This window comes from Spiroplasma citri (genome assembly GCF_001886855.1).
In the GTDB taxonomy this organism is placed as follows: Bacteria; Bacillota_I; Bacilli_A; order Mycoplasmatales; family Mycoplasmataceae; genus Spiroplasma; species Spiroplasma citri.
Genome location: NZ_CP013197.1, coordinates 1414183 through 1438742, shown reverse-complemented (window position 1 = coordinate 1438742; position 24560 = coordinate 1414183). Strand labels below are relative to the sequence as shown.

The window sequence follows — 24560 nt, the reverse complement described above, 5'->3', positions numbered from 1 at the left end:
CTAATAGGTTATCACATATGAAATCGTATTTTTGGTTTAATGATAAAAAAGAAATTATTCGTTATTTTACGTGTAGTGGTAATTTTTCAGAATCTGCCTTATTAAAAGCTCCATCTTATAAAGAAGTTCTATATAATATTGCAAATTATAAAGGACTTGGGCGTGATATCTTTTGTGGAGGGATTTCTGCAACAGAACAAATTAATACCAGACGAATTAATGACTTGTATCAACAAAATTGTACTGGTTTTGATGTTAATTATAAAGCAACGTATCAGTCAGAAGTGAATGTGCTGAAAGAAAAAAACCAATTTAATGAGATTGTAAAAGCACATAGAGCAAATGCAAAAATGAAAACAGCAACAGGATTATTAGTGTTGACTGGCGATGGTGATACTAGTGTTATTAAACGATATTTAGATGAAACTGCAGAGGATAATATTAGTTTAGATCTTTTTATTGGTAATACTAGTGCTGGATATAATCCAAACGATGAAAGAATTTTATTAAAAGATGAAAAAATATTAATCGACTAAATATTATTCGTGAACATCCGAAACCTAATGTTTCTGATTCTGATTTTATTAAGTACACTAAACCTAAAACGCATACTAAATTATATGTGTGATACAATGCGCATAATGAAATATTAGCTTTTTGATCAGGGAGTGCTAATTTTAGTACAAATGGCCTTGGCCTTGCCCCTAAAAAAGATCATTCTTTTCGTGAAATTTTATTTGAAATGTCATTGTCAGAACGAGATTGAAAAAATGATCTTATTTGTAATGTGGTTGGTGCCTTTAAAACACCCCCAATTCAGCGAATTAAAAATTTTTGTGCAAATTAGAGATTTAGTATTAACTTGTTAAATCTTTTTTATTAAGTTAAGTAATTATTCTAATATTATTTAAAATAAATTATAAAATAAGTTATAATATAAAAGTAATATTTAATACGATTAGAAAAAGGGTGGAAAAGAATGATATATATGTTAGCAACAAATGATAATTTATTAATTTCACAGACAATTTTAATCATTGTTTTATTATGTTTAACAATTGTTTTTTGCTGTTATGGTATTATTGCTGCACGAAAAGTTGCAATTGCTGCTAAGAAATTTGATTATTTTGTTGAAGACTTAACTTATAAATCAGAAATGTTAAATTCTACTGTTGATACCGTTGTTAAAGTTTCAAATTATATTGATGTTTTTGAAGCGTTTGCAAAACGAAATGTTAAAGCATGAGTGAAAATTATTGCTCGTAATAAAGATATTGCCTATCGAATTGTTGATAAATTAAAAGATTTTGCTAATTCTGATGAGAAGGAGTAATTATGGCATTTAAATTTGTTAAAACATTGGCAGTGATGGTAGTAGGAATGTTAATTGCTCCGAAAAAAGGCTCAGAATTAAGACAAGATTTCATTAATTTAGTTAAAAAATATAATCCACAACTTAAAAAAATGGTTAATAAAATTGAGATTGTATGAGAAAAATCGCAAGGAATAGAATCAGATGAAGTTGCAGCTGATATTGAATTACACATTAAAAATGTCAAAGGTGCAGTGGAAATTTTAGATTCTGCTTCAACAAAAGAAATGGCTTATAAGACATTAAAGAAAATTGATAGTGGTGCAGTTAAATTAATTAAAGCAGCAGCAAAATCACCAAATTTGCTTGCAGTAGCAAAAGATTTAGCGAAAATAACAGTTTCGGCAATTGATGTTGGAATTAAGGTAACTGAAGATTTAAAAAAAACATCAGCATCAATTTCTGAAAAAATTATTGAAGAAGGAAAGCCAGCCCCAATTAAAAAAGATTCAAAAGTGGATAAGAAATAACTCTAATAATTTAGATTTTTTTAAATAGCAAAGGAGATAAATGATGGTAAAAAATATTTTAGAAGAATTAAGATGAAGAGGACTATTAAAGCAAGTAACTAATGAAACAAAATTATTAAAAGCGCAAGAATTAAAAAAAGGAGTTTATTGTGGTTTTGATCCAACCGGTGATTCGTTACATGTTGGTCATTTAATTCAAATTATGTTATTAAAACGTTTTGAAATGTTTGGATTTCAACCAATTACTATTATTGGTGGTGGAACAGGAATGATTGGTGATCCTAGTGGGAAAAAAGCAGAACGAGTATTGTTAGATGATAAAACAATTAAACATAATGTTGAAACTATTAGTCAACAAATGCACCAATTAATTGGTGCAAAAATTAAAATGGTTAATAATGCTGAATGATTACAAAAAATGACCTTGATTGATTTTTTGCGAAATGTTGGCAAAGATTTTAATATTAGTTATTTATTAGCAAAAGAAAATATTGCAACTAGAATTGAAGTTGGTTTATCATATACTGAATTTGCTTACACTTTATTACAGGCCTATGACTTTTATCAATTATATATTAATTATGATTGTGCTGTTCAAACTGGTGGTAGTGACCAATGAGGCAATATTACTTCCGGAACAGATTATATTTATAAACAAATTGGAGAAGATAATTTAGCTTGTGGTTTGACAATGAATTTATTAACAAAAGCTGATGGTTCAAAATTTGGAAAAACAGAATCAGGGGCAGTTTGATTAGATTCCAAAAAAACATCACCCTATGAATTTTATCAATTCTTTTATAATCAAGATGACCAAGAAACAGCAAAATTGTTGCGTTATTTAACAATGTTATCTGAAAAAAAAATTATAGCCCTTGAAACAGCGCACCAAAATGAACCAACACAACGCATTGTACAAAAAAAATTAGCAGAAGAAGTAACTTTATTTGTTCATCAAGCAGCAGGACTAAAAACAGCACAAATTGTTAGTGAAGCCTTATTTAAAGGCAGTTTACATGAATTATCAGAACAACAGTTAGAGCAACTTCATAACAGTTTACCTAATTTTCATTTAACAAACTTTAATTTACCACTTCTTGATTTATTAATACAAGCAGAAATTGTTACTTCTAAACGTGAAGGTCGTGAGTTTTTAGAACAAGGTGCAATTACTATTAATGGTCAAATTATTAAAGAAGAAACTTGAACTTTAGCAAAAGATAAGTTTTTATTTAATAAATATTTAATTATTCGTCGTGGAAAACGAAAATATCATTTAATTTATCTTACAACTAACAAAAAATAAAAAAAGAACACTTTTCCATTTAAATAATGCTATTATTAGGAATAATGTGTTCTTTTTATTTTTTTAAATTATTGTAATTTAATAGGTTTATTTTTAGTTGCTTTCTTTTTATTTTTAAAATAAAGACGAGTATAATAAATTACTTGTGCTAATAATATAACAAAAATATTAATAAACGCGAATAAACGACAATGTCAAGGTGTTTGTGGTAAAGCAAACACAGCAATTAATAATGATAACGCATAAGCATTTAAAATTCCCCAAATTGTAATTTTATGTCATAATTTTAGTTTTCTTTTTTGACCTTTTTTCATACTTGTGACCTTTCTTTGAATTTTTTCATATTCAATATGTGTAAAATTACACTCAACATTATTTTAGCCTAAAAATATTAGATTTTTTTTTTTTTTTTAAAATTATAGATTGTAAATGTAAGGAGAAAATAATCTTATACTTTTAATAAAACTATAATAAAGTAGTTCTACCTAATTAAATAGTTAGATACAATATAAAAATAAACATTTTAAAATTCATTTAATTTTGGTAAATATAATGTCAAAAATTCATGTCAAAATTCTCACGCTCTGCTTTTTAATTCATTTGGTATTAAAAACTAGTGTACAAATCCTTCGCCAATAACTTCATATAAACTAGAAAAAGAATATGAACTAAGATGGAATAATTTAATTTTTTTTCTTTATCTAAACTTTGCCAATTCTTAAAATTAATAATTTTACTTATTAAAAAATCTTTTAGTTTATTACTTATATTTATATGCATATTGCTTTTTAAAAAATGGTCTAACATATGTCCTAACTCATGAAAAAAACTCTAAATGGATCAAGAACAGAAGAATAACCACTATGAAATTCTTGATTTCCCTTAGAATTATAATAACATTGTAATGTTTGCGCATGGATTTGAATATGATGGTCGAAATAACCATATCCGTCTGTATCAAGAACTTGAGCAATATCAATTCATTTTATTACATTATTAACATTATTTTTTCCTCAACTACTAGCTACGTAATTATAAAATCTTACCATTAATTGTTTTAATGTATTAATATATGTTGGACAATAGTTATCAATGAAGTTCGTTAGGGATGTTCTAGTTTTTGGATTCAAAAAATTTGATAATTCTTCATATGAATTAAATTCTGGTTTTTCATAAAATGGCAAGTCAGGATATTTAGCATGACTTAAAAAAACATTTGTTAAATTTTTTTCAAGGTCTGTTGTTGGATGTTTACTAATTCATAAACCATTATAACTACGTTGTTGCATTCAAGTTTGATTTGGAACATATTGTTGATTTAAATTAATTTGATTTAACACTGATTTATCGAGAAAATAATTAAGAGTAACTGAACCTCGGTAAACATTAAAATCATTAGAAATAATTGTAGCAGTAGTAGCCGTAATGTTATTTTTAATTTGAATTTTATTAATATTTAATTCTGGAAACTTTTGTTTTAAGGCAGCTTTAATTTGAGTTTCTGTCGGAAGATGGTACCCATTAGTTTTAATTGTTTGTAAATTTGGATTACTAATAATTGAATTTAGTAAAATTGTTTTTTGGCTTAAATAAGCATGATATAACATGGCATCGTGTACGATGAAGCGGCAAAAAAGCAACTCTTGTTAAAGGGTTGTTTTTTTATTTGAAAAACAATCTAACAATTTAATAAATATTTTGGTGGTCTAACCCAACAGTAATCAGTCTGGAAATAATAGACGCAATAACTTGCGATAGTGGTGATGTGTCCAAGGCTAACATCAAACCACAATAAAAATAGAGATGGTGACACAAACAATTAAATTTGCGATTAGCATTCGGCCCTTCATATGGGTGCAAGTAAATTTAATTTCAAAAACTGAGCGTCAAATCCCAGAGCGAAAGCACAAATGGGCACGGAAGAAGGAAGACATATATGTCTGGCGTCTAATTTAAAAATATAGTTGCAGATTTTAATAGATGCTAAAACAAAGATAATACTGCCTCCGCTTACCCCCAGTGAAGCGGAAGGCAAAGTAAATTAAATATAACTAATTCTCGCTTTGGAACTTTCACTTGGGAGTGAGTTCCAGCGAGTTAAAGATAGGAGAAAAAATGATGGAATATAAAAGTAAATATATTAATAAAACTTGAGATGAAATAACAACATCATTTGATTGAGTTAATTGTCAACCTATTGATTGTCGTATTTCACATCATAAAAAACATTATGATTTGCAATGTTTAGAATGAGCAAAAATGTACTTAAATTTATTTAAAGACAAGTGAAATCTTATTGCTTCTTATATTGAACATTACAAAATTAACGATATTTTAGATTTAGCATCAGATGGATGAAAAATATTACAATTTGAGAAAAAAATAAAAGGAATAATTTAGGAGGTAAAGATGAAAAAGTTAAATAAAAAAATTATCAACAAAATAAATAAATTAATGCTTAGGAGTTATCTAGTTTCAAAAGATGAAATTACTGATGAACATTGAGCATTAAATACTAAAAAGAATTAGGATAAACAGAAATGGGCAAATATATTAATGAAAAATGATTTTATAAACATTCAAAACATTCAAAACATGGAATAGTAAATTGTTATTTTAAATGTTGTGCAATATGTATGAAATGTGGAAAAAAGAAACAAATAAGACAAGATCATCTTTTATGATCATGATATGCGATATGTTCAGAAAATAAAAAGAATTAGGAGGAGTTAAATATGAGTATATGAACATTAATATTATTATTATTATTATTAATAAATATTATTTCATGCTTAGTGTCATTGCCTTTTACAATATATGGAATAATCGAAGTCATTAAAATTGAAAAAATAATTAAAAAGATTAAAAGCAGGGAGGAATTAAATTATGGAAAAAAGATATTTATTAATAACAAATAGTTCATTTACTGGAATAGATACTGAATTATTTTATACATTAGAAGAAGCAAAATATACTGCTAAAAATAAAATTTGTTCTCAAACAACCATTATTGATTTAGAAAATAAAAATATTAAATGACAAGGAGATAAATAATATGGAAAAAATTAAGATTAGAAATTATGAAATTACATTAGAAGAATATCAAATAGATACTTTATTAGATATATTAAAAGAATTTATGAAAGCAAATCTTATTAAAAGTAGTGAAAAATTGGTTAAAGGATGCCAAAAATTAAAAATTATGGCCCCTAAAACATACAATGAATTATTTTTGATAAAGGAGAATAAATAATATGTGAAAAGATGAAGATGGCAAAGTTTACACAGAAGAAGATTTATTAAATGAAGCATTAGAAGAGTGTCGTTTAGAAGAAAGTGCTTACGACTATATTGATACTTTAATTGCAGAAAAGAATTTGGAGGAAATTTAATAATGAGTAAGTTTATTTCACATTGTAATTATTGTGCTGGTTATTTTGTTTTCTCAGATTATGATATCGAAAATAAACCATTAGAAACAATTAATAAATTTAAAATTAGAAATCATAAATATTACTTTAATAGTTATCAAGGAATTAAAAATATTAAAAATAAGGAGGAATTATAAAATGAAAACATTACACGAAATGATAAAAGATTTAACAGGAATAACTGTTGAACAAAATAAAATCAGTAAATATTTAGAATATGAAGCATTAGATTTACAAGGTGCTTATTTATATCGTGCTGATTTACAATGCGCTAATTTACAAGGTGCTAATTTAGAATATGCTAATTTACGAAGTGCTAATTTAATAGTTGCTGATTTATGCGGTGCTAGAATTACAAAAAACAATTAGAACAATTAATTATTATTGAGGAAGAAAAAAATGAATATAACAGAATCAATTAAATTTAACAAACTTAAAGAAGAAAATGAAAAACTTAAAAAAGAACTTGCTGAAAAAGATAAAGAAATTAATAAAATATTAATGATTTGTAATAACTATGGTGAAGAATTTGAGCCAAAATCTGAAAATATTGATGTAATTATTAAAAATCACATTGAGAACTTAGAAAAACTAATTGATTGTCTAAATAACATTATTAATGGAAAAAATAAACAATTACAACAATCACAATTGTTTAAAGGAGATTTTGAAAAAAGATTTATTGATATTGGGTGTTTTCCAAGACCTTTAAGATATGTTTTAAAAGATAATTCTAAATATGACACATTACCTAGTAAGGAGGGTGAATAATGAATCAATTTATTGCCATTGGTAGAACAACAAAAGATATTGAAATTAAAAGAACACAAAATAATAAAGAATATGCCATGTTTCAATTAGCAGTAACAAGACCACATTCAATTCAAAAAGATACTGATTTTATTCCTTGTCAAGTTTGAAATAAACAAGCAAATTTATTACAACAATATTGTCATAAAGGTAGTCAAATTGGACTTACAGGTATTTTACAATCTTATAAAGATAAAGATAATAAAATACAATGAATGGTAAGAGTTTATAGTTGTGAATTTTTACAAACTAATAATAATTTAAAAAAAGATACTTATCTAAAAAACCACAAGAAAAAATAGAATTTAATTCATCTGATACAAAAGAATTATTTAATAATGATAATCAAAATATTGGTAATGATGAAGCAATTTTATGAGATTAAATTTAAAACCTTTATATATTTATAATGATGAATTACATAAGTATAGCATTTTAATCCCTAGTGTTAGTCAAATTGTTAATATTTTATTACCAAAAGACTATTCGCAAATTGATGATAATATTTTAAAATTAGCACAAAATCGTGGAATATGTATACATAATATGATTGATGTTTGAATAAAAAATAATTTTGATGATGAATTAATTGAATTTATTGATTGTGAAATAAAATCACATCGTGAATTATTTAAAAATTTTATAAAACTATATCAAGAAAATTTTAAAGATATTAAATTTAGACATTATGAAACTGAAAAAACACTTTATAGTCCTTTAATGTGTGGTACAACTGATTTTATTGGTATAACAACAGATAATGAATATATAATGTGTGATTGAAAAATTACAAGTTCTAATGAAAAAGCGGATATTGAACTCTATATTTGACAATTAAAACTTTATTATTTATTAGAAAAAAAATTTTGTATAGATAATAAAAAAATATTAATGATAATTATAAATCCAAAATTAAAAATAGTAATTAAAGAAAAAGTTAATATTACTAAACAAGATTTAGAACAAATTAAAGAAGCCATTTTAATATGACAAGAAAGAGAGGAGTGAGAAAATGCCACAAGAAACTAAAACAAAAACCTTAATTGAAAGTATTGGAGAAATTCAATCTGATATAAATCTTTTTGTTGGTAAAAATGCCAGAAATGAACATAATAATTATAATTATTTTACAGAAAGTGACCTCTATCAAACCTTAAAACCACAATTACGTAAACAAGGTATAACTTATACTATTCAAGCAGTTGGAGAACCAAGTTTTACAGAACCACAAAGTAGTAAAGGTGGAAAATTAATAAATTATTATTCAAAAGGATTATTAACACTTTATAAAGGTAGTGAAAAATTAGAATTAGGAATTATTTTATCAGCACAAAATTCAGATATTGCAAAAGCAATTGGTAGTGCTTTAACTTATGGAGCTCGTTATTGATTATGTAAAAATTTTGGTATAGCAACAGATGAATTAGATCCTGATAGTACTGAAATAAGTAAAGAAAATAATAATCCAAATTCAATGAGTTTAGAACATTTTAATAATATTAAAATTTTATTACAAATACAAAAATAGATATAAATATTAAAGAAGAAGCAAAAAAATTTATTAAAGAAACTACAAGTGCAACAAAATTAGAACCAGTTATTATTAAAAAACAAAGTGAAGATTTTTATTATCAATTTAAAGAAAGGTTTTTAAAATAATGATAAAAATAGGTATTGACCCATCAGGTACTGGTACTACGGGTATTGTTATTTATGAAGATAATAAATTAAAGGAAAAATTCGAATTTACTAGTATGTTGTGATTAAAACACATATCTTTTATAAAAGATATATTATGCAAATGCAAATATTGTAATTTTCTTAGTATTATAAACATTGAAAATTGTTTACCAACAAATGCTAATGGTTCAAAAGACTGTGATGATTTATTGCGATTACTAGGTGCTATTGAAGCTATTGAAATTAAAAAGAAACATTATACTATTATTAATTGAGTATCTAACTGAGTATCACCACGACATACTAAATCAGTTGTTAAAAATATGGAAAATTTAAGTAAATATAATGATAGTTGTTTATGAAAATATGATAAAGATACTAATTTAACTTATCAATATGGTAAAAGTTGATTTTATAATAATGAAAAAATAAGTAATCATCTCCGCGATGCAATTATAATTGCTAATTATGAGAGGTAATATTATGAAGAAAACATATAATAAAAAACGAAAAGATAAATATAATCAAAAACGGAAAATATATTATTCTAGCTTTATTCGAAAAACAGTTAATCTTTACTTAAATCAAGAGCAAGAAAAAATCTGAAATAATTTACCACAAAACTATACTTTTTCTGAAAAAGTAGAATATTTTATTAATTATTATATTATAAATAACAAATAAAAAATAATCAATTAAGGTTATTTTTTTAAATTCTATTTGTAAGTTTTTCAATCGCTTCTTTTTTAGCATATTCTTTATCATTAATTTTAACTTGTTTTTTGACATTTTTAATTTGTCCATTTTTAATTGCTAATTCTGTTGCACTTTCAGCACCGCGTAAATGCTTTTCATGTGCAATTACAGCAGTTCGTAATTCTCTAATTTCTGCTTTATATTTTTTAATTTTTTTAGCAGATAAACCAAGAACGCCAAGACTACCAGTTCCAACTGAACCCGCTAATACAAGTAAAACAATCATTAATGTATCTGTTGAAATATTAATTTTTTTATTTCCTTTCTATCCTTTCTAAAACAGTGGCCATCTATTCTTTCAGAACAAAATAATTTATAAAATAGACTATATAACCACCCAAAAATATCTACCCCCCTATATAGTCTATTTATTTCATTTTTTTTAAGACAATATTGATTTCAACTTTTAACTTGTTCTATTGTTTGTTTACAATTATGACAAATATTAACATTATGTTTTTTAAGATATTTACGAAATATTAATCAACCAAATAATATTAAATATAAGATATAACTTGGTATTTTATAAATTTGTTCTAAACATTTACCAATTGGTAATTTAATTGCTGGTATTTTAGGTATTTTTGTCGTTAATCAAGCAGTACTATGTAATATTGGATAAGAAATAATAATACCAGCATATCCAAAAAAAACCACCATCATTTATATCATGTTGACCAAACATAAACTCTTTAACTGGTTCTAATGTTGGTATTCAATTAAAATGTAAACTAGTAAAAAATAAACCATATAAACTTAAAAATGGTGTATGATATAAAATTGATAAAGCATTATATAGCATAATATATGCTTTTTTAATATGAAATGGATATTTATCATATTTTAAAAACTTACGATTTTTTCATGCTTTAAAACTTTGACTTGGATTTCTTTGTTCAAAACCTAATCTTTGTCAATAAGTACCATTTTCATTTTTAATAATAATATTTTCTTTATCTATCATATTTATACCTCTTGTCGGAAAATGCGAACACTATTAATTCTTGTATTATTACCAGTAGAAACATCAGTTAAATAAACCCGATCACTAGCACTATATAAAGAAAGGTCATAAGGGGTTTTCCCCACATCACCAGCAAAACAATTTGATTGTTGTTTTGTTAAAGTCTTATTTTCTTTTGTTTCGGTAAAATAAGGTGGTCGAAGTAATAGAAACCCCTCAGCTTTGTTAAAATTAGTTGGTGATATTCTAACATCATAACAATATTTTTCTGAAAATTCAGAAATATCAATATAAGTTGAACTATCCGGTGTGTATGATATCGATACTTCTTCTCATTTAATTTTTTTATTTATTTCAAACACTCATTTTAACAGTTGGTCAATAGTATCTTTTAAACTTTTATTTAAAGATAATTTATTATTTTCAATATCAAATTCATTTGATAATAATAATTCTAAACTACTATCATCTTTTTGATGTAATGGGGCATTAACTGTTATTGAACTACCACTTTGTGCTTTTTTAACAATATATTTTCCATCTTCTTTATCAATATAATCTTTATTTAAATCACTATCTTTAATAACATCAGATGGTATAACACTGCCTTATTTTGCTTTTCATACATTATTTTCATAATAAATCGTATCATTATCAAAAGGCACTATTAATTTAATATACTCATTATAATCAATCTTACTAAAATCATTATCTTACTAAAATCATTAATAGTAGGATAAGTTATATTAATTGAATTATCTGTTTGAAATCGTTCTTTTAATCAAAATAATAATGTTTCATAAAATGTTTTTTTAGTAATATATTTATATTCTTCTTCTCATGGATGAGCATAATTTCCTAAATTATAATTATATGGTCTTATATTTGTTTTACTAGATATAATATCAATTATTTCACCTGCTAATTTTAAAGCATTTTTAACATCACGAGTAATATTTTCATTTGCCTCAGGGTCATTAGTTTGTGAATATGCTACTCCCCCTTGTGAAAATGAAGCACTCCCAGTTAGATCATTTACACCTTTTGGTAAATATCAATTAATAACTGCTAATAAACAAGCAGATTGAATATAACTTAATCATTTATCATATTCAATTACACCTGTATTATCTTTTTTTACTCATGGAAATAAATCTTTTTTATTAATCTTATCGGAAATTGTTCCACCTGATAATCTATCCATTCATAAACTAGTTTTTAAAATAGCATTATAAATTAAATTATCATTATAAGCAGATTGTTTTCTATCATTAATTGGTTGTCAAAGTTTACTTTCTTTAACATCTTCAACTGTTATAAATAACAAATTATTTAAATTATTTTCCATATAAAACACCCCTTAATTGATTACGATATTTATTTTTTAAATTAGATGGTTTATAACTATTAACTTTTCTTTTATTTTTATTAATTGTTTTAATAGATTTATTAACTTGATAAAATTTACTATTAACTGGTGTTTTATATAAATTCTTAATATTTTTAATATCATTTCGGCGTTCACGATATCATTTTTTATTATTAATTTCACCAGCAAAATTAAAATTAAAATGCCCAATCTTTAAATTTTTAATAAACTTTTTAATTTGCTGTAATTTTTGAACTGTTGGTAATGTTAATTTAATATTTCCTTTTGGGTATTTTTTTTAATTCTCTTGGTAATCTTTTTCTAATATAATTTCTTAAATGACTAGGTAATCATTTTCTTAATCAATAACGCCAAAATAAAGTCCCTGCATTAGATACAGCATTACTTAATAATTTTCAAATTTCCACTGGAACACTAGGATAAACATATGGACCATAAAACTTAGGGTTTTTTGCTGTTTTTGTATATATTAAAATAGTTAAATTACCCGTTAAAGTTAATTTATTTGTAATATTAAACATACCACTATCAAGTCAACTACTATTTAAAGGTTGTCAATTAGTATTTAAATAATTTTCATTTTTAAATTGTTCTCTATTTTGAATATTATTTTCTTTTTCTAATTGATTTAATATTTGTTGAATTTCTTTTTTATAACCTTTTTTAATTAAATTTAAGTAAGTAAATGGATCTAACCACTGATAAATACCTTCAACATTATTAGTGATTTTTTTATATTTACCAGTAGTATATTCAATTGGTTTTAATACTGTTTGTTTAATTTGATTAACTCTATTAATTAAATTAACAAATTTACTTATTAATGGTTTATTTTCTAAATTAGAAACTAATAAAGTTAATATTCTTAAAATTAATAAATTCATAATTAGGTTTTTTAGTAGCAGCAGGAACAGTTAAAATGATTTGAAATGGATACTGTTGTTGGTAAAGGCCATAAATCTGCTATTTTAGTTTTAGTAGAACAATCAAGTAAAAAATACTTTGCAATAAAATTAGAAAATCATACTGCTAGGGAAGTTGAGAAAAAGTTTAAAGATATTGTTATAAATAATAATTTAATTGGAAAAATTAAAGGAATAATAACAGATAGAGGTAAAGAATTTAGTGAATGACGAGAAATGGAAATATTTGCTGAAACACAAGTATATTTTTGTGATGCTGGTTCACCACAACAAAAACCTTTAATTGAATATATGAATAGTGAATTAAGATATTAATTTCCTAAGGGAACTGATTTTAATAATATTAGTCAGAAAAGAATAGATTTAGTAGTTAATGTTATAAATGATAAACTCCGACCGTGTTTAAATTGAATAAGTGCTAAAAAAATGTTTTTACAGAATATTTAAAGAAATTTATTAATTAAAATTTAATAAATGCTTTTTTAGTATGATTAAATATGGTTAAATTAAGTTATATTTATAAAATATTTTAATTTTTTAAAAAAAGAGCTGCATTTGTTAAAAATGATGTTATCATCAAATTAACAAGAGACAGATTTTGCTACTTGCATTTACAGGATTCCATTTTAATAACATATTTTATAATTTAATATACATTTTTAAATATTTATTGTTTATATATTCTGCAAAAACATTTTTTTAGCACTTATTCAATTTAAACACGGTCGGAGTTTATCATTTATAACATTAACTACTAAATCTATTCTTTTCTGACTAATATTATTAAAATCAGTTCCCTTAGGAAATCAATATCTTAATTCACTATTCATATATTCAATTAAAGGTTTTTGTTGTGGTGAACCAGCATCACAAAAATATACTTGTGTTTCAGCAAATATTTCCATTTCTCGTCATTCACTAAATTCTTTACCTCTATCTGTTATTATTCCTTTAATTTTTCCAATTAAATTATTATTTATAACAATATCTTTAAACTTTTTCTCAACTTCCCTAGCAGTATGATTTTCTAATTTTATTGCAAAGTATTTTTTACTTGATTGTTCTACTAAAACTAAACAACTAGATTGATGGTTTTTTCCAACAACAGTACCCATTTCTAATCAACCAACATTAGAAACTTTATTTTCAATATCTCAAATTGACTTAAAATCAGTTAATTTACCACGATTATCAGATTTTCCTTTTGTTTTATATTTTTTACCACGATGTCGCAAATTCTGTTTAAAAAACCATAAAAACCTAAACGAATTCATTTATAAAAAGTTTTAAGACAAGCAGGAAATTTAACACCAAATTTTAAAAAATAACGATAAATAAATTCTCTCGGAGCATCACAATATTTATTAAGTCTAATTTTCATAAAATTAATCTGTTCTTCAGTAAATTTACATCTTTTATTATCCTTTTTTCTTTTCTCATAATACATTTCACCTGACTTATAAGCACTATATTCTTTAATAGTTTTAAATCTCTTAATTTCTCGTAAAATAACAACACTAAATATTGTCGTTAATCAAGTTGGCTTAATATATCTCCTTTCAAAATTTTTAAATATCGCGTCACGTTCTGCGTGTTCGCTACGCTCAAAATAAACAATATTGAATAAATTACCGTTAATAAATTACGCGGATAATTTATTCATTTTCTTTTACATTATTAATTACTATTTTATTTACAGTATTAATAACAATATTTTTTCCATACTTTTTTACTAGCGACTGCAAAATAAAATAATGTTTTCTTTCCATTAACAAATCAACTCCTTTCTGAGTTGATTTGTTACACTTCGATTACACAATGCCATTAGAAGAATCTTTTTTATTTAATTCTCCTCCATTTTTAGCTTTTTCATAAATTTCAACAATTGCTTTATGACGTAAATATTCTTCTTCTGAAATATTTTGAATAAGGCGTTCTTTAATTTCTTCTTCAATAAATAAAGAAAGATATTTATTTAAAGTATTAACTGCTTGGTTAATTTCATCATTTTCTGTAACAAAATCATTAATTAATTCAAATTTTTCTTCTCATGATAAGTTATTAACAAATTCTAAAATAAATCTTGGATTTTCTTTAATATATTCTGATAAGGGTTTATCAACATGTTCATCGATAAAAAGATCAATTTTTTCTGGCAACATCGCTGTTTTTACCTCCTACTATACTATTTTTTGATAATATTAATAATTTTTAATTATTAATATTATCAAACTCACTTTAATTATAACATTTATTTTTAAAAAACATTTTTGCATTTTTAACAATAAATCTATATAATATTTCCAAATAAGGTAAAATATTTCTTAAAAGGTAAGGTGTAAAAAGTGAATAGGCTATTTTTTGAAATTAATTATATTGATTGACCATTAATATTATTTATTGCTAAAATATTAGTCTTTTTTGCTGTTGTTTATTTTGCTTCATATCTTACAAATCTTACTGTTTTGAAGAAAAAAATAAAACAAATTTTAACAATTATTTTCTTAGTTGGAATTCAAATTAGTTTTTATTTTTTACTAATGGATACAACGAATTTATTGGTTCTTCGTAATCTCCTTACTTTAACAGTTTGCTTAATTAGTTTATGAATTTTAATTGGTAAACAATTGTTTCCTAATTATTATAATGATTCAATTATTTGTCTTTTTTCCATTGTATTTAAAGTTAGTTTAATAACAATATTTGCAATTCATAAAACTACGATCAAAGACTCAGACAATATGATTATTGTTATTGTTCTAGGTCTTGTTTCATTTATTGCAACAATATATTTTTTTAAACAATATTGAACAAAATATTTAAAAATTGTCTTAATTAACAAAATTTTAGCTTATATCAATACATTTAAACCATTTCATTATGCTTTAAATGAAAATAATATTTCTCTTGTATTATTTTCACAAAATGTTTTTGTTTTAATTTCCCTTGCTTTTTCTGTCAATAGTACAGTTATGTTTAAAAAACTTTCATTAATTTTAAAAAAACAAAATATTCAGGAAAATTTTAGTTTCATTAATGTATGTGAATTAGATAATGCTATTAAGTCTTTACAAATGCATATGTTAGTAAATAAACGTAGTGAAAAAGAATTAAAAATTATTGTAAATGGTTATCAACGAGAGTGCTTGAATTAGAATAGTTTTCTAAATGTTATTTTTAAATAAATAAAATTTTAAAAGTTAAAAAATGAAAAAGGAGATACAAATAATGAAAAAAATTTTAGTTATTTTAAGTAGTGTTATTTTAATAAGTTCACCTGTTTTTGCATTTGCTCTATGTGCGCCTACCCCTGCTAGACATCCTGATATTGATACAACGAGTGGGGGAAACGATGATAATAATGGGGGAACTAGTGGTGATTATGAAAAAAATCGAATTATTAAACGATTAACTAGTTTTAGTGAATTATTACCTCTTGTTGTTGATAGTAATGAATACCAAACTGTTAATAGTGATGATGCTTTTAGCATTTTAAAAAGTAAATTTAAAGAATTTAGTGATGATTTAATGCTAACACAAACAAATTTTACGCCTATTGAAATTGCAGAAGATGGGACTACCCATTATGGCCAATTAACTGTCGTTGCTGATTATAAAGATAAAGAATTAACTAATCCAAAAACAAATGATTCAAATTTTTTAATTCATGTTGCTACTAATAATTTAAAATGAGCAAATGATACAGTTCAAAAATTAAATGAAAGTATAACAATGATTTTGTCTAAAATAAATCTTTCATTTCAAGGTGCTAACTTAGCAATTGGGAATATTTTATCGTTAATTACATCATTTCATCTTTTTGATAGTTTTCCAAAAGTTATTCCAACGTCATTTAATGCGGATGATCAAAATTGAAAACAATGACAGGGATTTGTTAATGAATTAATGAATTTACCAGTTGCTGATGAAATGCTTAAAAATGGTGAAATTAATGAAACGATAAAAAAAGATCTTGTGCTGGGCACTACTCTAGAAATAAAAATTATAGCAAAATACCTTAATATTTTAAATAGTTTAGCACCAGATATTATTCATTTTCGTAATTTTGTTCTCGAAAAACGTGAGCAACAAAAATCACAAAATTTAATTTTATTACTATTACAATATTTATTTGAGGAACCACGAGAAATTAATAATGATGGGTTTTTAGATGTTAATCAAAATATTCCAAGTACTAAAAATAAAAAAAGAACCCTTCAATTTAGTACTAATTTAGAACATATTTTACATAATTTATTAGAAGGATGAAAAAGCAAAAGCGGTGAATGGTCAGATAGCAGAACTCCAATTTCAATTGTAGTAAAAGTTGATTGATTATTTTCAAATACAACTGTTAATATTAAATATGAAAAAATTCCACCAGGTTTTTTTCAAATAACATCAGGGACAGAAGGACTTATTGATATTCTTTCTATTGATAAAATTAAAGCATTTATTAATCAAATATTTAATTATGATTTAACAACTGATTTATCAATAAAAGTAAAACTTGTTAGGTGAGATTTTAATTTTCCAATTCCGTCGCTTAGTGGAGAAATTAAAAAACTTATACCTTCAATATTGAAAATTAGTGGACATAGTAGTGAAGCAATTGATAATACTTCCATAGAACTAGTTAGTGGCGTAGTTCAAATTGAATATCAAGATGAAAAAGATGGAGTATGAAAAACAGCTGCTGAAATAACTGATTTAAAATCAGCGCTAGAAATGCGAATTAATATTAATAATATTAAGTTTAAAGTTAAATCGAATAATGACACAATGATTTTGCTTGAAACAACTAATCCGGATTTACATCTAATTTCTATTCTAGATATTAATTCTAAAATTTTAGGAAAATAGTTATTTTTAAAAATTAAGATAAAAAAAGAATGCTTTTATTAAATAATTAAAGAATTTTTTATTTTAAAAAATTATTAACTTAATTTACTATAGGAACATTTTATTGTTATGATTGCATTTTAAATTATAATCAGTATAATTTAAAAAGATTATTAAGTAGTAAATGGAGGTCTAAATGATAAAAATTGCTTTAATTTGTTCGGCAGGAATTAGTGCTAATCGAATTTTAGATAAAATTAATGATGTTATTGTTAAAAATAATTATGATATGCAATTTTTTGTAATAACACCAGAGCAATTAGAGAATAATTATAATATTATTTTATTAGCTCCCCAAGTTGAGTATTTATCAGCAAAAGTAGCTGCTATTGCAATCAATAGTAAAGTTGCTGTGTTACCGTCAGAATTATATATTAATAATGATTCAAAAGGGATTATTGATTTTGCTAATACATTATAAGTTTAAATTTTTTAATAAAAATTTTTTACTTTATTTAATTTTAAAATAATTTTTTTCAAATAAGGTGTATTTGCCTTATTTTTTATGCTACAATATATCGGTTTTATTTTTATAAAAGAAAGAGTGGTGATTTCTATGCTTGTACAACAGGAACAGTCTGGACTCATTTTACAATTAAGCCGGATTATTAAGGGTATTAATTTTTACAAAAGTAATACATTATTTAATATTGTTTCTGACCATCAAGAAGATAATCACCGCAGTTATTTATAATTGCTAATATTTTTAGTTGTGTTAATTTATCTTATTTTGTTGTGTCATGAAACAAAGTAAGAGATATGATTTTCTAATTTTATTGCAAAATATTTTTTACTTGATTGTTCTACTAAAACTAAACAACTAGATTGATGGTTTTTTCCAACAATAGTATCCATTTCAAATCATCCAACATTAGAAACTTTATTTTCAATATCTCAAATTGACCTAAAATCAGTTAATTTACCAAGATTATCAGATTTTCCTTTTCTTTTATATTTTTTACCACGATGTCGCAAATTCTGTTTAAAAAAACCATAAAAACCTAAACGAATTCATTTATACAATGTTTTAACACAAACCGGAAATTTAATACCAAATTTTAAAAAATAACGATAAATAAATTCTCTCGGAGAATCACAATATTTATTAAGTCTAATTTTCATAAAATTAATCTGCTCTTCCGTAAATTTACATCTTTTATTATTTTTTTTTCTTTTCTCATAATACATTTTATCTGACTTATAAGCACTATATTCATCAGTAGTTTTAAAACGCTTAATTTCTCGTAAAATAGTACTACGATGTCTATTCAAACATTTAGCAATTACAGAAATATTCTGTTCACCATTCTTTTTTTTAAAAAAATTTTTGATAATAATTATTGTTCTAATTTAACTTTATCCATAAAACTTAAATGACTATACATAACATTTATATACCTTTCATTAACTTATAAAATTTTTAATATTTAATACGAATAATTGATATATAATTGATATGTGATAAGACCAATTATATATAAAAAAGGCATCATGTAATCGAAGTGCAACAAATCAATTCTGAAAGGAGTTGATTTGTTGCACTTCGATTACAAAATGCATATCAAAAGTTGCTTATATTAAAGTAACAAAAAGTTGCTTATAAAATAATTTTAAAAAGAGGTAAAAGGAATGGTTGTGAAAAATAAACATTCCTTTTAATTTTAATAATTATTATTTTAATGTTAAAATAATAATTAGATTTATGTTAAAATCTTGATTATAAAATAATATACTAAGTATTATTTAAATTTTCATAGTTTTAAAAAACAATAAAAATTAATAAGAATGATGAGGTGAAGTTATGCAGAAAAAAACAGCACAAAAATATGGATTTTTTATGTGCTTTTGTATGGTTGTTGGGACAGTTATTGGAACAGGAATCTTTTTTAAAAACGAAGGGGTGTATGGTTTAACTAATGGGAATGGAATTCTAGGTTTAATTGCTTGGATAATTGGTGGTCTAATGGCTCTTTCGTTTGGGTTATCATTTATGGAAATTTCTTCAGCAAAACAAGATTCAAATTCAGGTATTGCTTTGTATGCAAAAATGTTCGGGGGAAAATGGTTTGGCCGCGTAGTGAGGAACGCTATGAACCATATTTATATTCCGTTAACAACTTTCACTGTTGCGTATTATACAACAAAAGCTTCAATCTGAGCCTTTGGTGGTGGTTTAATGGCAGAAATTGCATTTAGTGAAAAAGTTGGTGGTTATGCGAATTATCAATTAATTTTAACTAGTTTTTCAGTTATTTATACTGTCCTGTTAATTTATATTTGTACTTATTTAGAAAAAACAGGGAAATATATTCAAATGGTAACCGTTGTTTTAAAATTAATTCCATTAATTTTAGTTGGGTTAATTGGAATGTTCTTTTTTAACAATGACCCTAATGCATTAAGCAAAAGTGGTTTAGGTGATCCTGATAAATATAAATTAGTTCTTAATAAAACTGGATTTGAAATGATTTTAATGGCTTTACCAGGGATTTTGTTTTCATTTGATGGTTTTTTATCAACAACATATATTCAAAAGGATGTTAAAAAACCAGAACGAAATATTCCATTAGCTTTAGTATTAGGATTAGCATCAGTAACAATTCTTTATTTACTTGTTTCAATTGGAACTTTAAATTTAGATGCTCGAGGAAGTGTTGCTGCTGCGGCTGGAAAAATTTTTAATAATCCTGTTCTTAATAAAATTTTTGAACGAATTATTTTCTTCTTTATTTTAATTAGTGCTTTTGGAACTTTAAATGGATATAGTTTTTCTTTAGTTAAACTAAGCCATTCCTCAATTGAAGATAATTTTATTATTGGTGCAAAGTTATGAAATAAAATTATGAAAAAATATAGTATTAATTTTGCAATTTTTTTAGCATCAGTTATGATTACACTAGTGTGAGGATTAATTATGGGAATTCCAACTATTTTTGCAAAAGAAACTTATAATTTTTATGATTTTATTAGCAATGCTGGTGTTGTGATGGCATTTCTGATGTATGGGACAATTATTGCCTTGCGAATATGAAATCGCTATCATCAACGGATTACAACAATTAAAAATTGATATTTTCTTCCAGCTGCAATTATTAGTGTTATTTGTATTATTGCTATTATTGGTTATAACATTTATTCATATTTTTTAAATGCTATTGTAATGCCAGAAAAAACTGGCCCTATTTTAGCAATTGTATTATTACTGTTAATTTTAGTTTTGCCATGATTTGGAATATGAATGAAAGATAATGATACAATTAATAAAAAATTAACTATGCCAATGCAATTTAATGAGCAAGACTCTAAGAAAGATTTAAAAAAAATTTAGTAGAAAGTTCAGAAACAAAATAGAAGGATAAAACATAATTTTATTAAATGATGAGGATAGTTTATTAATTTTAGATTTTACTATTATATAAAGTAGTATTAATTTAAAGTTATATTAAAAAAGAAAGAATATTTATTTAATAAAAAAACTAACTTTTTAAGGAAAAATAATATGTCATGTAAGTTCTGGTGATAATTTAGCAAGTTTAATGCAAATTTTTATAATTAGTTTATTAAAAATAAGAGTACTAAAAATTTTAATGTATTTTTATTTATTATTAATTATGTTTTATTTAAATTATTTTCGCTATAATTAACATAAGGATAAAATTATGAGAGGCTTAGGTGAAATTATTTAAAAAGGATAAAAAATATTATTGATTTAGGAATTTTATTACTTTAAGTCTTATTTGATTTATAAAATGCTAATATATGTGTTAAAAGTCCTAAATTTATAATTTAGGTAAAAATATTTTTTAAGAAAGGAGTCTCGGGATGGCAAAAATAATAACTAAATTTAAGGGAAATAATAAAGAGTTTAAGGGACGAAAAAAAGAAATTGGTTTTTTAAAAACTGATGAGATTAAACAAATTTCCCAGTTTTCTCAAAGCGAAATTTTGGAACATTTTGAACTTAAGAATTTTGGTTTAACTTATGATGAAGCAGAAGAAATGGGTAAAAAATATGGCGATAATTCGCAAGAAAAAATGAAATTTCATTGATTTAAACATTTTTTAAAAGTATTGTTAAATCCTTTTAACATTGTTTTGGCTTTAATTGCGACCTATAATATAATTAGTTATTTTGCTTTAGGTGGTGATAGTTTTGAAGTTATTGGAGTTATTATTATTGCTATTATGATTATTATTAGTGCTACAATTGCATATGTTCAAGATATACGTAGTTTTTTCGTGACGAAAAAACTAACAGATTTAGTTAGTAACACAATTACAGTAATTCGATTAGAAGATGATGAAAAAGTTTCTGAAGTGTCAGTTAAAAATAATACTAGTTTAATTCGAGAAGCAAAAGAATTAGAAATTCATGAATTAGTGCCCGGTGATTTAATTTATTTATCAAGTGGAGATATGGTTCCTGCTGATGTTCGTATATTATGAAGTAATGAACTTTTTATTAATCAATCAAGTTTAACTGGTGAATCATTACCTGTTGAAAAACATGCTAGTTATAATCGCCATAAAGCAAGTTTATTAGAATTAGAAAATATTTGTTATACGGGGACAAGTGTTGTTTCAGGGAGTGCAATTGCAGTTGTTATTGGTGTAGGACCAGAAACATATTATGCGACAATTTCAAAAACATTACAAGCTAAACCACCAGAAAATAGTTTTAATCGTGGAATTAAAAGAACAACCTGACTACTATTGTCGTTTATGTTTGTAATGGTACCAATTGTTTTTGTTATTAATGGAATTACAAAAAATGACTGGCTATCTGCCTTATTATTTGCTATTTCAGTTGCAGTTGGTTTAACGCCTGAAATGCTGCCAATGATTGTGACTTCTAATCTTGCACGTGGTGCAAGTCGAATGAGTAAAGCCAAAGTTGTTGTTAAAAAATTAGAAGCAATTCAAAATTTAGGAGCAATTGATGTTTTATGTACGGATAAAACAGGAACATTAACAAATGATAAGATCGAATTGGTTGATTATCAGTTGTTAGATAATAAAAAAGATGATCGTTTATTAACATATTTATATTTAAATAGTTATTTTCAAACAGGATTAAAAAATCCTTTAGATAAAGCAATCATTCATTATATTGATAATCATCATTTATCTAGTTTTAAGGATGATTATCAAAAAATTGATGAAATTCCGTTTGATTTTAATCGACGGAAATTAACAGTTGTTGTTTCAGGGAAAGACAAGCATCATACTTTAATTTGCAAAGGGGCAATTGAAGAAATTATTAAAAATTGTACAAGAATTGAATATAAAGGAAAAGTTGAAAAGATAACAGAAGAACATTTACGAATGATTTTTGCAACAGCAGAGCGAATGAACAGTGAAGGGCTAAGAGTTATTGGATTAGCATATAACCATGGCCATGATGCCGATACTTATTATTCAACAAAAGATGAGAAAAATTTAATTTTTTATGGTTTCTTTTCTTTTCTTGATAAACCAAAACCTTCTGCAGCAAAAATGATTCAATTATTGCGAAAAAACGGAGTACAGTTAAAAATTTTAACGGGGGATAATGAGCAAGTAACAAGAGCAATTTGTGATCGAGTTCATTTAAAAATTCGTGGTGTTATAACTGGCGATTATATTGAAAAATTAAGTGAATTTGAACTCCGTGATGTTGTTGAGCAAAATAATATTTTTGTTAAATTAAACCCGTTACAAAAAGCAAAAATTATTACAGCTTTAAAACAAAACCAACATGTTGTTGGTTTTATGGGTGATGGAATTAATGATGCACCTGTTCTGCGCCAAAGTGATGTTGCAATATCTGTTGATAATGCAACTGATATTGCAAAAGAAGCATCAGATATTATTTTATTAGAAAAGTCCTTACTAGTTATGGAAAAGGGAATTATTCAAGGACGACAAATTTTTGGAAATATTTTAAAATATATTAAGATTACAATTGCTTCGAACTTTGGAAATGTTTTGAGTATTTTAATTGCTTCAGCATGATTACCATTTCATCCAATGATGCCAATTCAAATTTTATTTCAAAATTTATTATATGATGTATCCCAATTGGCAGTAGCATTTGATAAGGTTGATGTGGACTTTTTATCAAAACCACAAACTTGAACAACAAAGGATATTTTACCGTTTGTTTTTGTTAATGGACCTGTCTCCTCAATTTTTGATGTTTTAACTTTTGTTGTTACTGGGTATTATTTTGGGGTTCTTGCCAATCCGCAGCATATTACTGCTGAACAAATTACTTTATTTCAAACATGTTGATTTGTTGAAGGATTAGTGACACAAACTTTAATTGTACAAATGTATCGAACAAGAAAAATTCCGTTCTTTCAATCAATGCCATCATGACAATTATTGGTATCCAGCATTGTCGTTATTTTGATTGGAATTACCTTGCCATTTACATTATTAGGACCAAAACTAAGTTTAGCACCATTACCTGCAATGTACTTTGCTTTTTTTACGGCATTAGTGATTGGATATTGTTTAATGAGTCAAGGAGTCAAAGATTTATATATTAAAATTTTTAAGCGATGACTATAGA

General features: G+C 24.7%; 31 protein-coding genes and 3 pseudogenes. 24 read left to right on the top strand and 10 right to left on the bottom strand.

The window, feature by feature from the left end:
• Nucleotides 1-17: 17 nt before the first annotated feature.
• From SCITRI_RS11820 to tyrS, 5 genes are all read left to right on the top strand, one after another.
• The gene (locus SCITRI_RS11820) at nucleotides 18-536 is read left to right on the top strand and encodes a hypothetical protein (RefSeq protein ID WP_237237936.1); all 519 of its coding nucleotides are present in this window, start codon (nucleotides 18-20) and stop codon (nucleotides 534-536) included.
• Nucleotides 537-622: 86 nt separating this feature from the next.
• Entirely contained in the window at nucleotides 623-847 is a 225-nt protein-coding gene (locus SCITRI_RS11815; protein ID WP_237237935.1) for a hypothetical protein, read from the top strand.
• A 132-nt stretch (nucleotides 848-979) separates the two neighbouring features.
• Nucleotides 980-1333, top strand: coding sequence for a hypothetical protein (locus SCITRI_RS08455; protein ID WP_071937936.1), 354 nt, complete (start codon nucleotides 980-982; stop codon nucleotides 1331-1333).
• 2 nt (nucleotides 1334-1335) lie between these two features.
• Entirely contained in the window at nucleotides 1336-1842 is a 507-nt protein-coding gene (locus SCITRI_RS08450; protein WP_071937935.1) for a hypothetical protein, read from the top strand.
• Between the two features lie 43 nt (nucleotides 1843-1885).
• A complete protein-coding gene (gene tyrS, locus SCITRI_RS08445) occupies nucleotides 1886-3148 on the top strand; it encodes a tyrosine--tRNA ligase (RefSeq protein WP_071937934.1) in 1263 nt (420 codons plus the stop codon).
• A 68-nt stretch (nucleotides 3149-3216) separates the two neighbouring features.
• On the opposite strand, the gene SCITRI_RS08440 is transcribed toward tyrS, so the two are convergent.
• The gene (locus SCITRI_RS08440; RefSeq protein WP_004027896.1) at nucleotides 3217-3462 is read right to left on the bottom strand and encodes a hypothetical protein; all 246 of its coding nucleotides are present in this window, start codon (nucleotides 3460-3462) and stop codon (nucleotides 3217-3219) included.
• Between the two features lie 498 nt (nucleotides 3463-3960).
• On the bottom strand, nucleotides 3961-4755 hold the full coding sequence (locus SCITRI_RS08435) for a hypothetical protein (protein WP_237237933.1): 795 nt from the start codon (nucleotides 4753-4755) through the stop codon (nucleotides 3961-3963).
• A 508-nt stretch (nucleotides 4756-5263) separates the two neighbouring features.
• Between SCITRI_RS08435 and SCITRI_RS08430 the strand changes: the two genes are divergently transcribed.
• The 12 genes from SCITRI_RS08430 (at nucleotide 5264) to SCITRI_RS08385 (ending at nucleotide 9753) form a co-directional block, all read left to right on the top strand.
• Nucleotides 5264-5548 carry a hypothetical protein gene (locus SCITRI_RS08430; protein ID WP_147077667.1) on the top strand — a complete coding sequence of 95 codons (285 nt, stop codon included), beginning with the start codon at nucleotides 5264-5266 and terminating at the stop codon, nucleotides 5546-5548.
• Nucleotides 5549-6034: 486 nt separating this feature from the next.
• The gene (locus SCITRI_RS10385; RefSeq protein WP_155522154.1) at nucleotides 6035-6202 is read left to right on the top strand and encodes a hypothetical protein; all 168 of its coding nucleotides are present in this window, start codon (nucleotides 6035-6037) and stop codon (nucleotides 6200-6202) included.
• A gap of 1 nt (nucleotide 6203) precedes the next feature.
• Nucleotides 6204-6401, top strand: a complete 198-nt coding sequence (locus SCITRI_RS08420) for a hypothetical protein (protein ID WP_071937931.1) — start codon at nucleotides 6204-6206, stop codon at nucleotides 6399-6401.
• Nucleotide 6402: 1 nt separating this feature from the next.
• On the top strand, nucleotides 6403-6540 hold the full coding sequence (locus SCITRI_RS10380) for a hypothetical protein (RefSeq protein ID WP_155522153.1): 138 nt from the start codon (nucleotides 6403-6405) through the stop codon (nucleotides 6538-6540).
• A gap of 2 nt (nucleotides 6541-6542) precedes the next feature.
• Complete coding sequence (locus tag SCITRI_RS10375; RefSeq protein WP_155522152.1) at nucleotides 6543-6716, top strand: hypothetical protein; 174 nt, start codon at nucleotides 6543-6545, stop codon at nucleotides 6714-6716.
• 1 nt (nucleotide 6717) lies between these two features.
• Nucleotides 6718-6948 carry a pentapeptide repeat-containing protein gene (locus SCITRI_RS08415; RefSeq protein WP_071937930.1) on the top strand — a complete coding sequence of 77 codons (231 nt, stop codon included), beginning with the start codon at nucleotides 6718-6720 and terminating at the stop codon, nucleotides 6946-6948.
• Between the two features lie 30 nt (nucleotides 6949-6978).
• Nucleotides 6979-7350, top strand: a complete 372-nt coding sequence (locus tag SCITRI_RS08410; RefSeq protein ID WP_071937929.1) for a hypothetical protein — start codon at nucleotides 6979-6981, stop codon at nucleotides 7348-7350.
• A complete protein-coding gene (locus tag SCITRI_RS08405) occupies nucleotides 7350-7691 on the top strand; it encodes a single-stranded DNA-binding protein (RefSeq protein ID WP_071937928.1) in 342 nt (113 codons plus the stop codon). Before SCITRI_RS08410 ends, SCITRI_RS08405 begins: the two co-directional genes overlap by 1 nt.
• 73 nt (nucleotides 7692-7764) lie before the next feature.
• Nucleotides 7765-8418, top strand: coding sequence for a hypothetical protein (locus tag SCITRI_RS08400; RefSeq protein ID WP_071937927.1), 654 nt, complete (start codon nucleotides 7765-7767; stop codon nucleotides 8416-8418).
• Nucleotides 8402-8917: an ERF family protein gene (locus tag SCITRI_RS08395; RefSeq protein WP_071937926.1), complete on the top strand. Its 516-nt coding sequence runs from the start codon at nucleotides 8402-8404 to the stop codon at nucleotides 8915-8917. The genes SCITRI_RS08400 and SCITRI_RS08395 overlap by 17 nt, the downstream gene beginning before the upstream one ends.
• Nucleotides 8918-9047: 130 nt before the next feature.
• Nucleotides 9048-9548 carry a hypothetical protein gene (locus tag SCITRI_RS08390; RefSeq protein ID WP_071937925.1) on the top strand — a complete coding sequence of 167 codons (501 nt, stop codon included), beginning with the start codon at nucleotides 9048-9050 and terminating at the stop codon, nucleotides 9546-9548.
• Nucleotides 9549-9552: 4 nt separating this feature from the next.
• Nucleotides 9553-9753 (top strand): hypothetical protein, encoded by a 201-nt coding sequence (locus SCITRI_RS08385; protein WP_071937924.1) that lies wholly within the window; start codon nucleotides 9553-9555, stop codon nucleotides 9751-9753.
• A 25-nt stretch (nucleotides 9754-9778) separates the two neighbouring features.
• Here the strand turns inward: SCITRI_RS08385 and SCITRI_RS08380 are convergent, their stop codons facing one another.
• The 5 genes from SCITRI_RS08380 to SCITRI_RS08355 all read right to left on the bottom strand — a co-directional run bounded on the left by SCITRI_RS08380 (nucleotide 9779) and on the right by SCITRI_RS08355 (nucleotide 13063).
• On the bottom strand, nucleotides 9779-10051 hold the full coding sequence (locus tag SCITRI_RS08380; RefSeq protein WP_071937923.1) for a hypothetical protein: 273 nt from the start codon (nucleotides 10049-10051) through the stop codon (nucleotides 9779-9781).
• A 378-nt stretch (nucleotides 10052-10429) separates the two neighbouring features.
• On the bottom strand, nucleotides 10430-10789 hold the full coding sequence (locus SCITRI_RS08370; protein WP_071937921.1) for a hypothetical protein: 360 nt from the start codon (nucleotides 10787-10789) through the stop codon (nucleotides 10430-10432).
• A 2-nt stretch (nucleotides 10790-10791) separates the two neighbouring features.
• On the bottom strand, nucleotides 10792-11151 hold the full coding sequence (locus SCITRI_RS08365) for a hypothetical protein (RefSeq protein WP_071937920.1): 360 nt from the start codon (nucleotides 11149-11151) through the stop codon (nucleotides 10792-10794).
• A gap of 305 nt (nucleotides 11152-11456) precedes the next feature.
• Nucleotides 11457-12137 (bottom strand): hypothetical protein, encoded by a 681-nt coding sequence (locus tag SCITRI_RS08360; RefSeq protein WP_071937919.1) that lies wholly within the window; start codon nucleotides 12135-12137, stop codon nucleotides 11457-11459.
• A gap of 293 nt (nucleotides 12138-12430) precedes the next feature.
• Nucleotides 12431-13063 (bottom strand): hypothetical protein, encoded by a 633-nt coding sequence (locus SCITRI_RS08355; protein ID WP_071937918.1) that lies wholly within the window; start codon nucleotides 13061-13063, stop codon nucleotides 12431-12433.
• Between the two features lie 42 nt (nucleotides 13064-13105).
• Between SCITRI_RS08355 and SCITRI_RS08350 the strand changes: the two are divergent.
• Nucleotides 13106-13549: pseudogene (locus SCITRI_RS08350) on the top strand (IS30 family transposase); the annotation flags it as partial.
• Between the two features lie 227 nt (nucleotides 13550-13776).
• Here SCITRI_RS08350 and SCITRI_RS08345 read toward each other — a convergent pair.
• Nucleotides 13777-14612: pseudogene (locus SCITRI_RS08345) on the bottom strand (IS30 family transposase); the annotation flags it as partial.
• A 301-nt stretch (nucleotides 14613-14913) separates the two neighbouring features.
• Nucleotides 14914-15264: a hypothetical protein gene (locus SCITRI_RS08340; RefSeq protein WP_071937917.1), complete on the bottom strand. Its 351-nt coding sequence runs from the start codon at nucleotides 15262-15264 to the stop codon at nucleotides 14914-14916.
• 183 nt (nucleotides 15265-15447) lie between these two features.
• Between SCITRI_RS08340 and SCITRI_RS08335 the strand changes: the two genes are divergently transcribed.
• The 4 genes from SCITRI_RS08335 to SCITRI_RS10370 all read left to right on the top strand — a co-directional run bounded on the left by SCITRI_RS08335 (nucleotide 15448) and on the right by SCITRI_RS10370 (nucleotide 18698).
• Nucleotides 15448-16257, top strand: a complete 810-nt coding sequence (locus SCITRI_RS08335) for a hypothetical protein (RefSeq protein WP_071937916.1) — start codon at nucleotides 15448-15450, stop codon at nucleotides 16255-16257.
• A 73-nt stretch (nucleotides 16258-16330) separates the two neighbouring features.
• Nucleotides 16331-17965 (top strand): hypothetical protein, encoded by a 1635-nt coding sequence (locus tag SCITRI_RS08330; RefSeq protein WP_071937915.1) that lies wholly within the window; start codon nucleotides 16331-16333, stop codon nucleotides 17963-17965.
• Between the two features lie 175 nt (nucleotides 17966-18140).
• A complete protein-coding gene (locus SCITRI_RS08325) occupies nucleotides 18141-18425 on the top strand; it encodes a PTS sugar transporter subunit IIB (RefSeq protein WP_071937914.1) in 285 nt (94 codons plus the stop codon).
• A 135-nt stretch (nucleotides 18426-18560) separates the two neighbouring features.
• Complete coding sequence (locus SCITRI_RS10370) at nucleotides 18561-18698, top strand: hypothetical protein (protein WP_155522150.1); 138 nt, start codon at nucleotides 18561-18563, stop codon at nucleotides 18696-18698.
• 65 nt (nucleotides 18699-18763) lie between these two features.
• Here the strand turns inward: SCITRI_RS10370 and SCITRI_RS08320 are convergent.
• Nucleotides 18764-19341: pseudogene (locus SCITRI_RS08320) on the bottom strand (IS30 family transposase); the annotation flags it as partial.
• A gap of 464 nt (nucleotides 19342-19805) precedes the next feature.
• On the opposite strand from SCITRI_RS08320, the gene SCITRI_RS08315 reads away from it, so the two are divergent.
• Nucleotides 19806-21332 (top strand): APC family permease, encoded by a 1527-nt coding sequence (locus tag SCITRI_RS08315; RefSeq protein ID WP_237237932.1) that lies wholly within the window; start codon nucleotides 19806-19808, stop codon nucleotides 21330-21332.
• Nucleotides 21333-21826: 494 nt separating this feature from the next.
• Nucleotides 21827-24559 carry a magnesium-translocating P-type ATPase gene (gene mgtA / locus SCITRI_RS08310; protein WP_071937913.1) on the top strand — a complete coding sequence of 911 codons (2733 nt, stop codon included), beginning with the start codon at nucleotides 21827-21829 and terminating at the stop codon, nucleotides 24557-24559.
• The last annotated feature ends 1 nt before the right edge of the window (nucleotide 24560 follow it).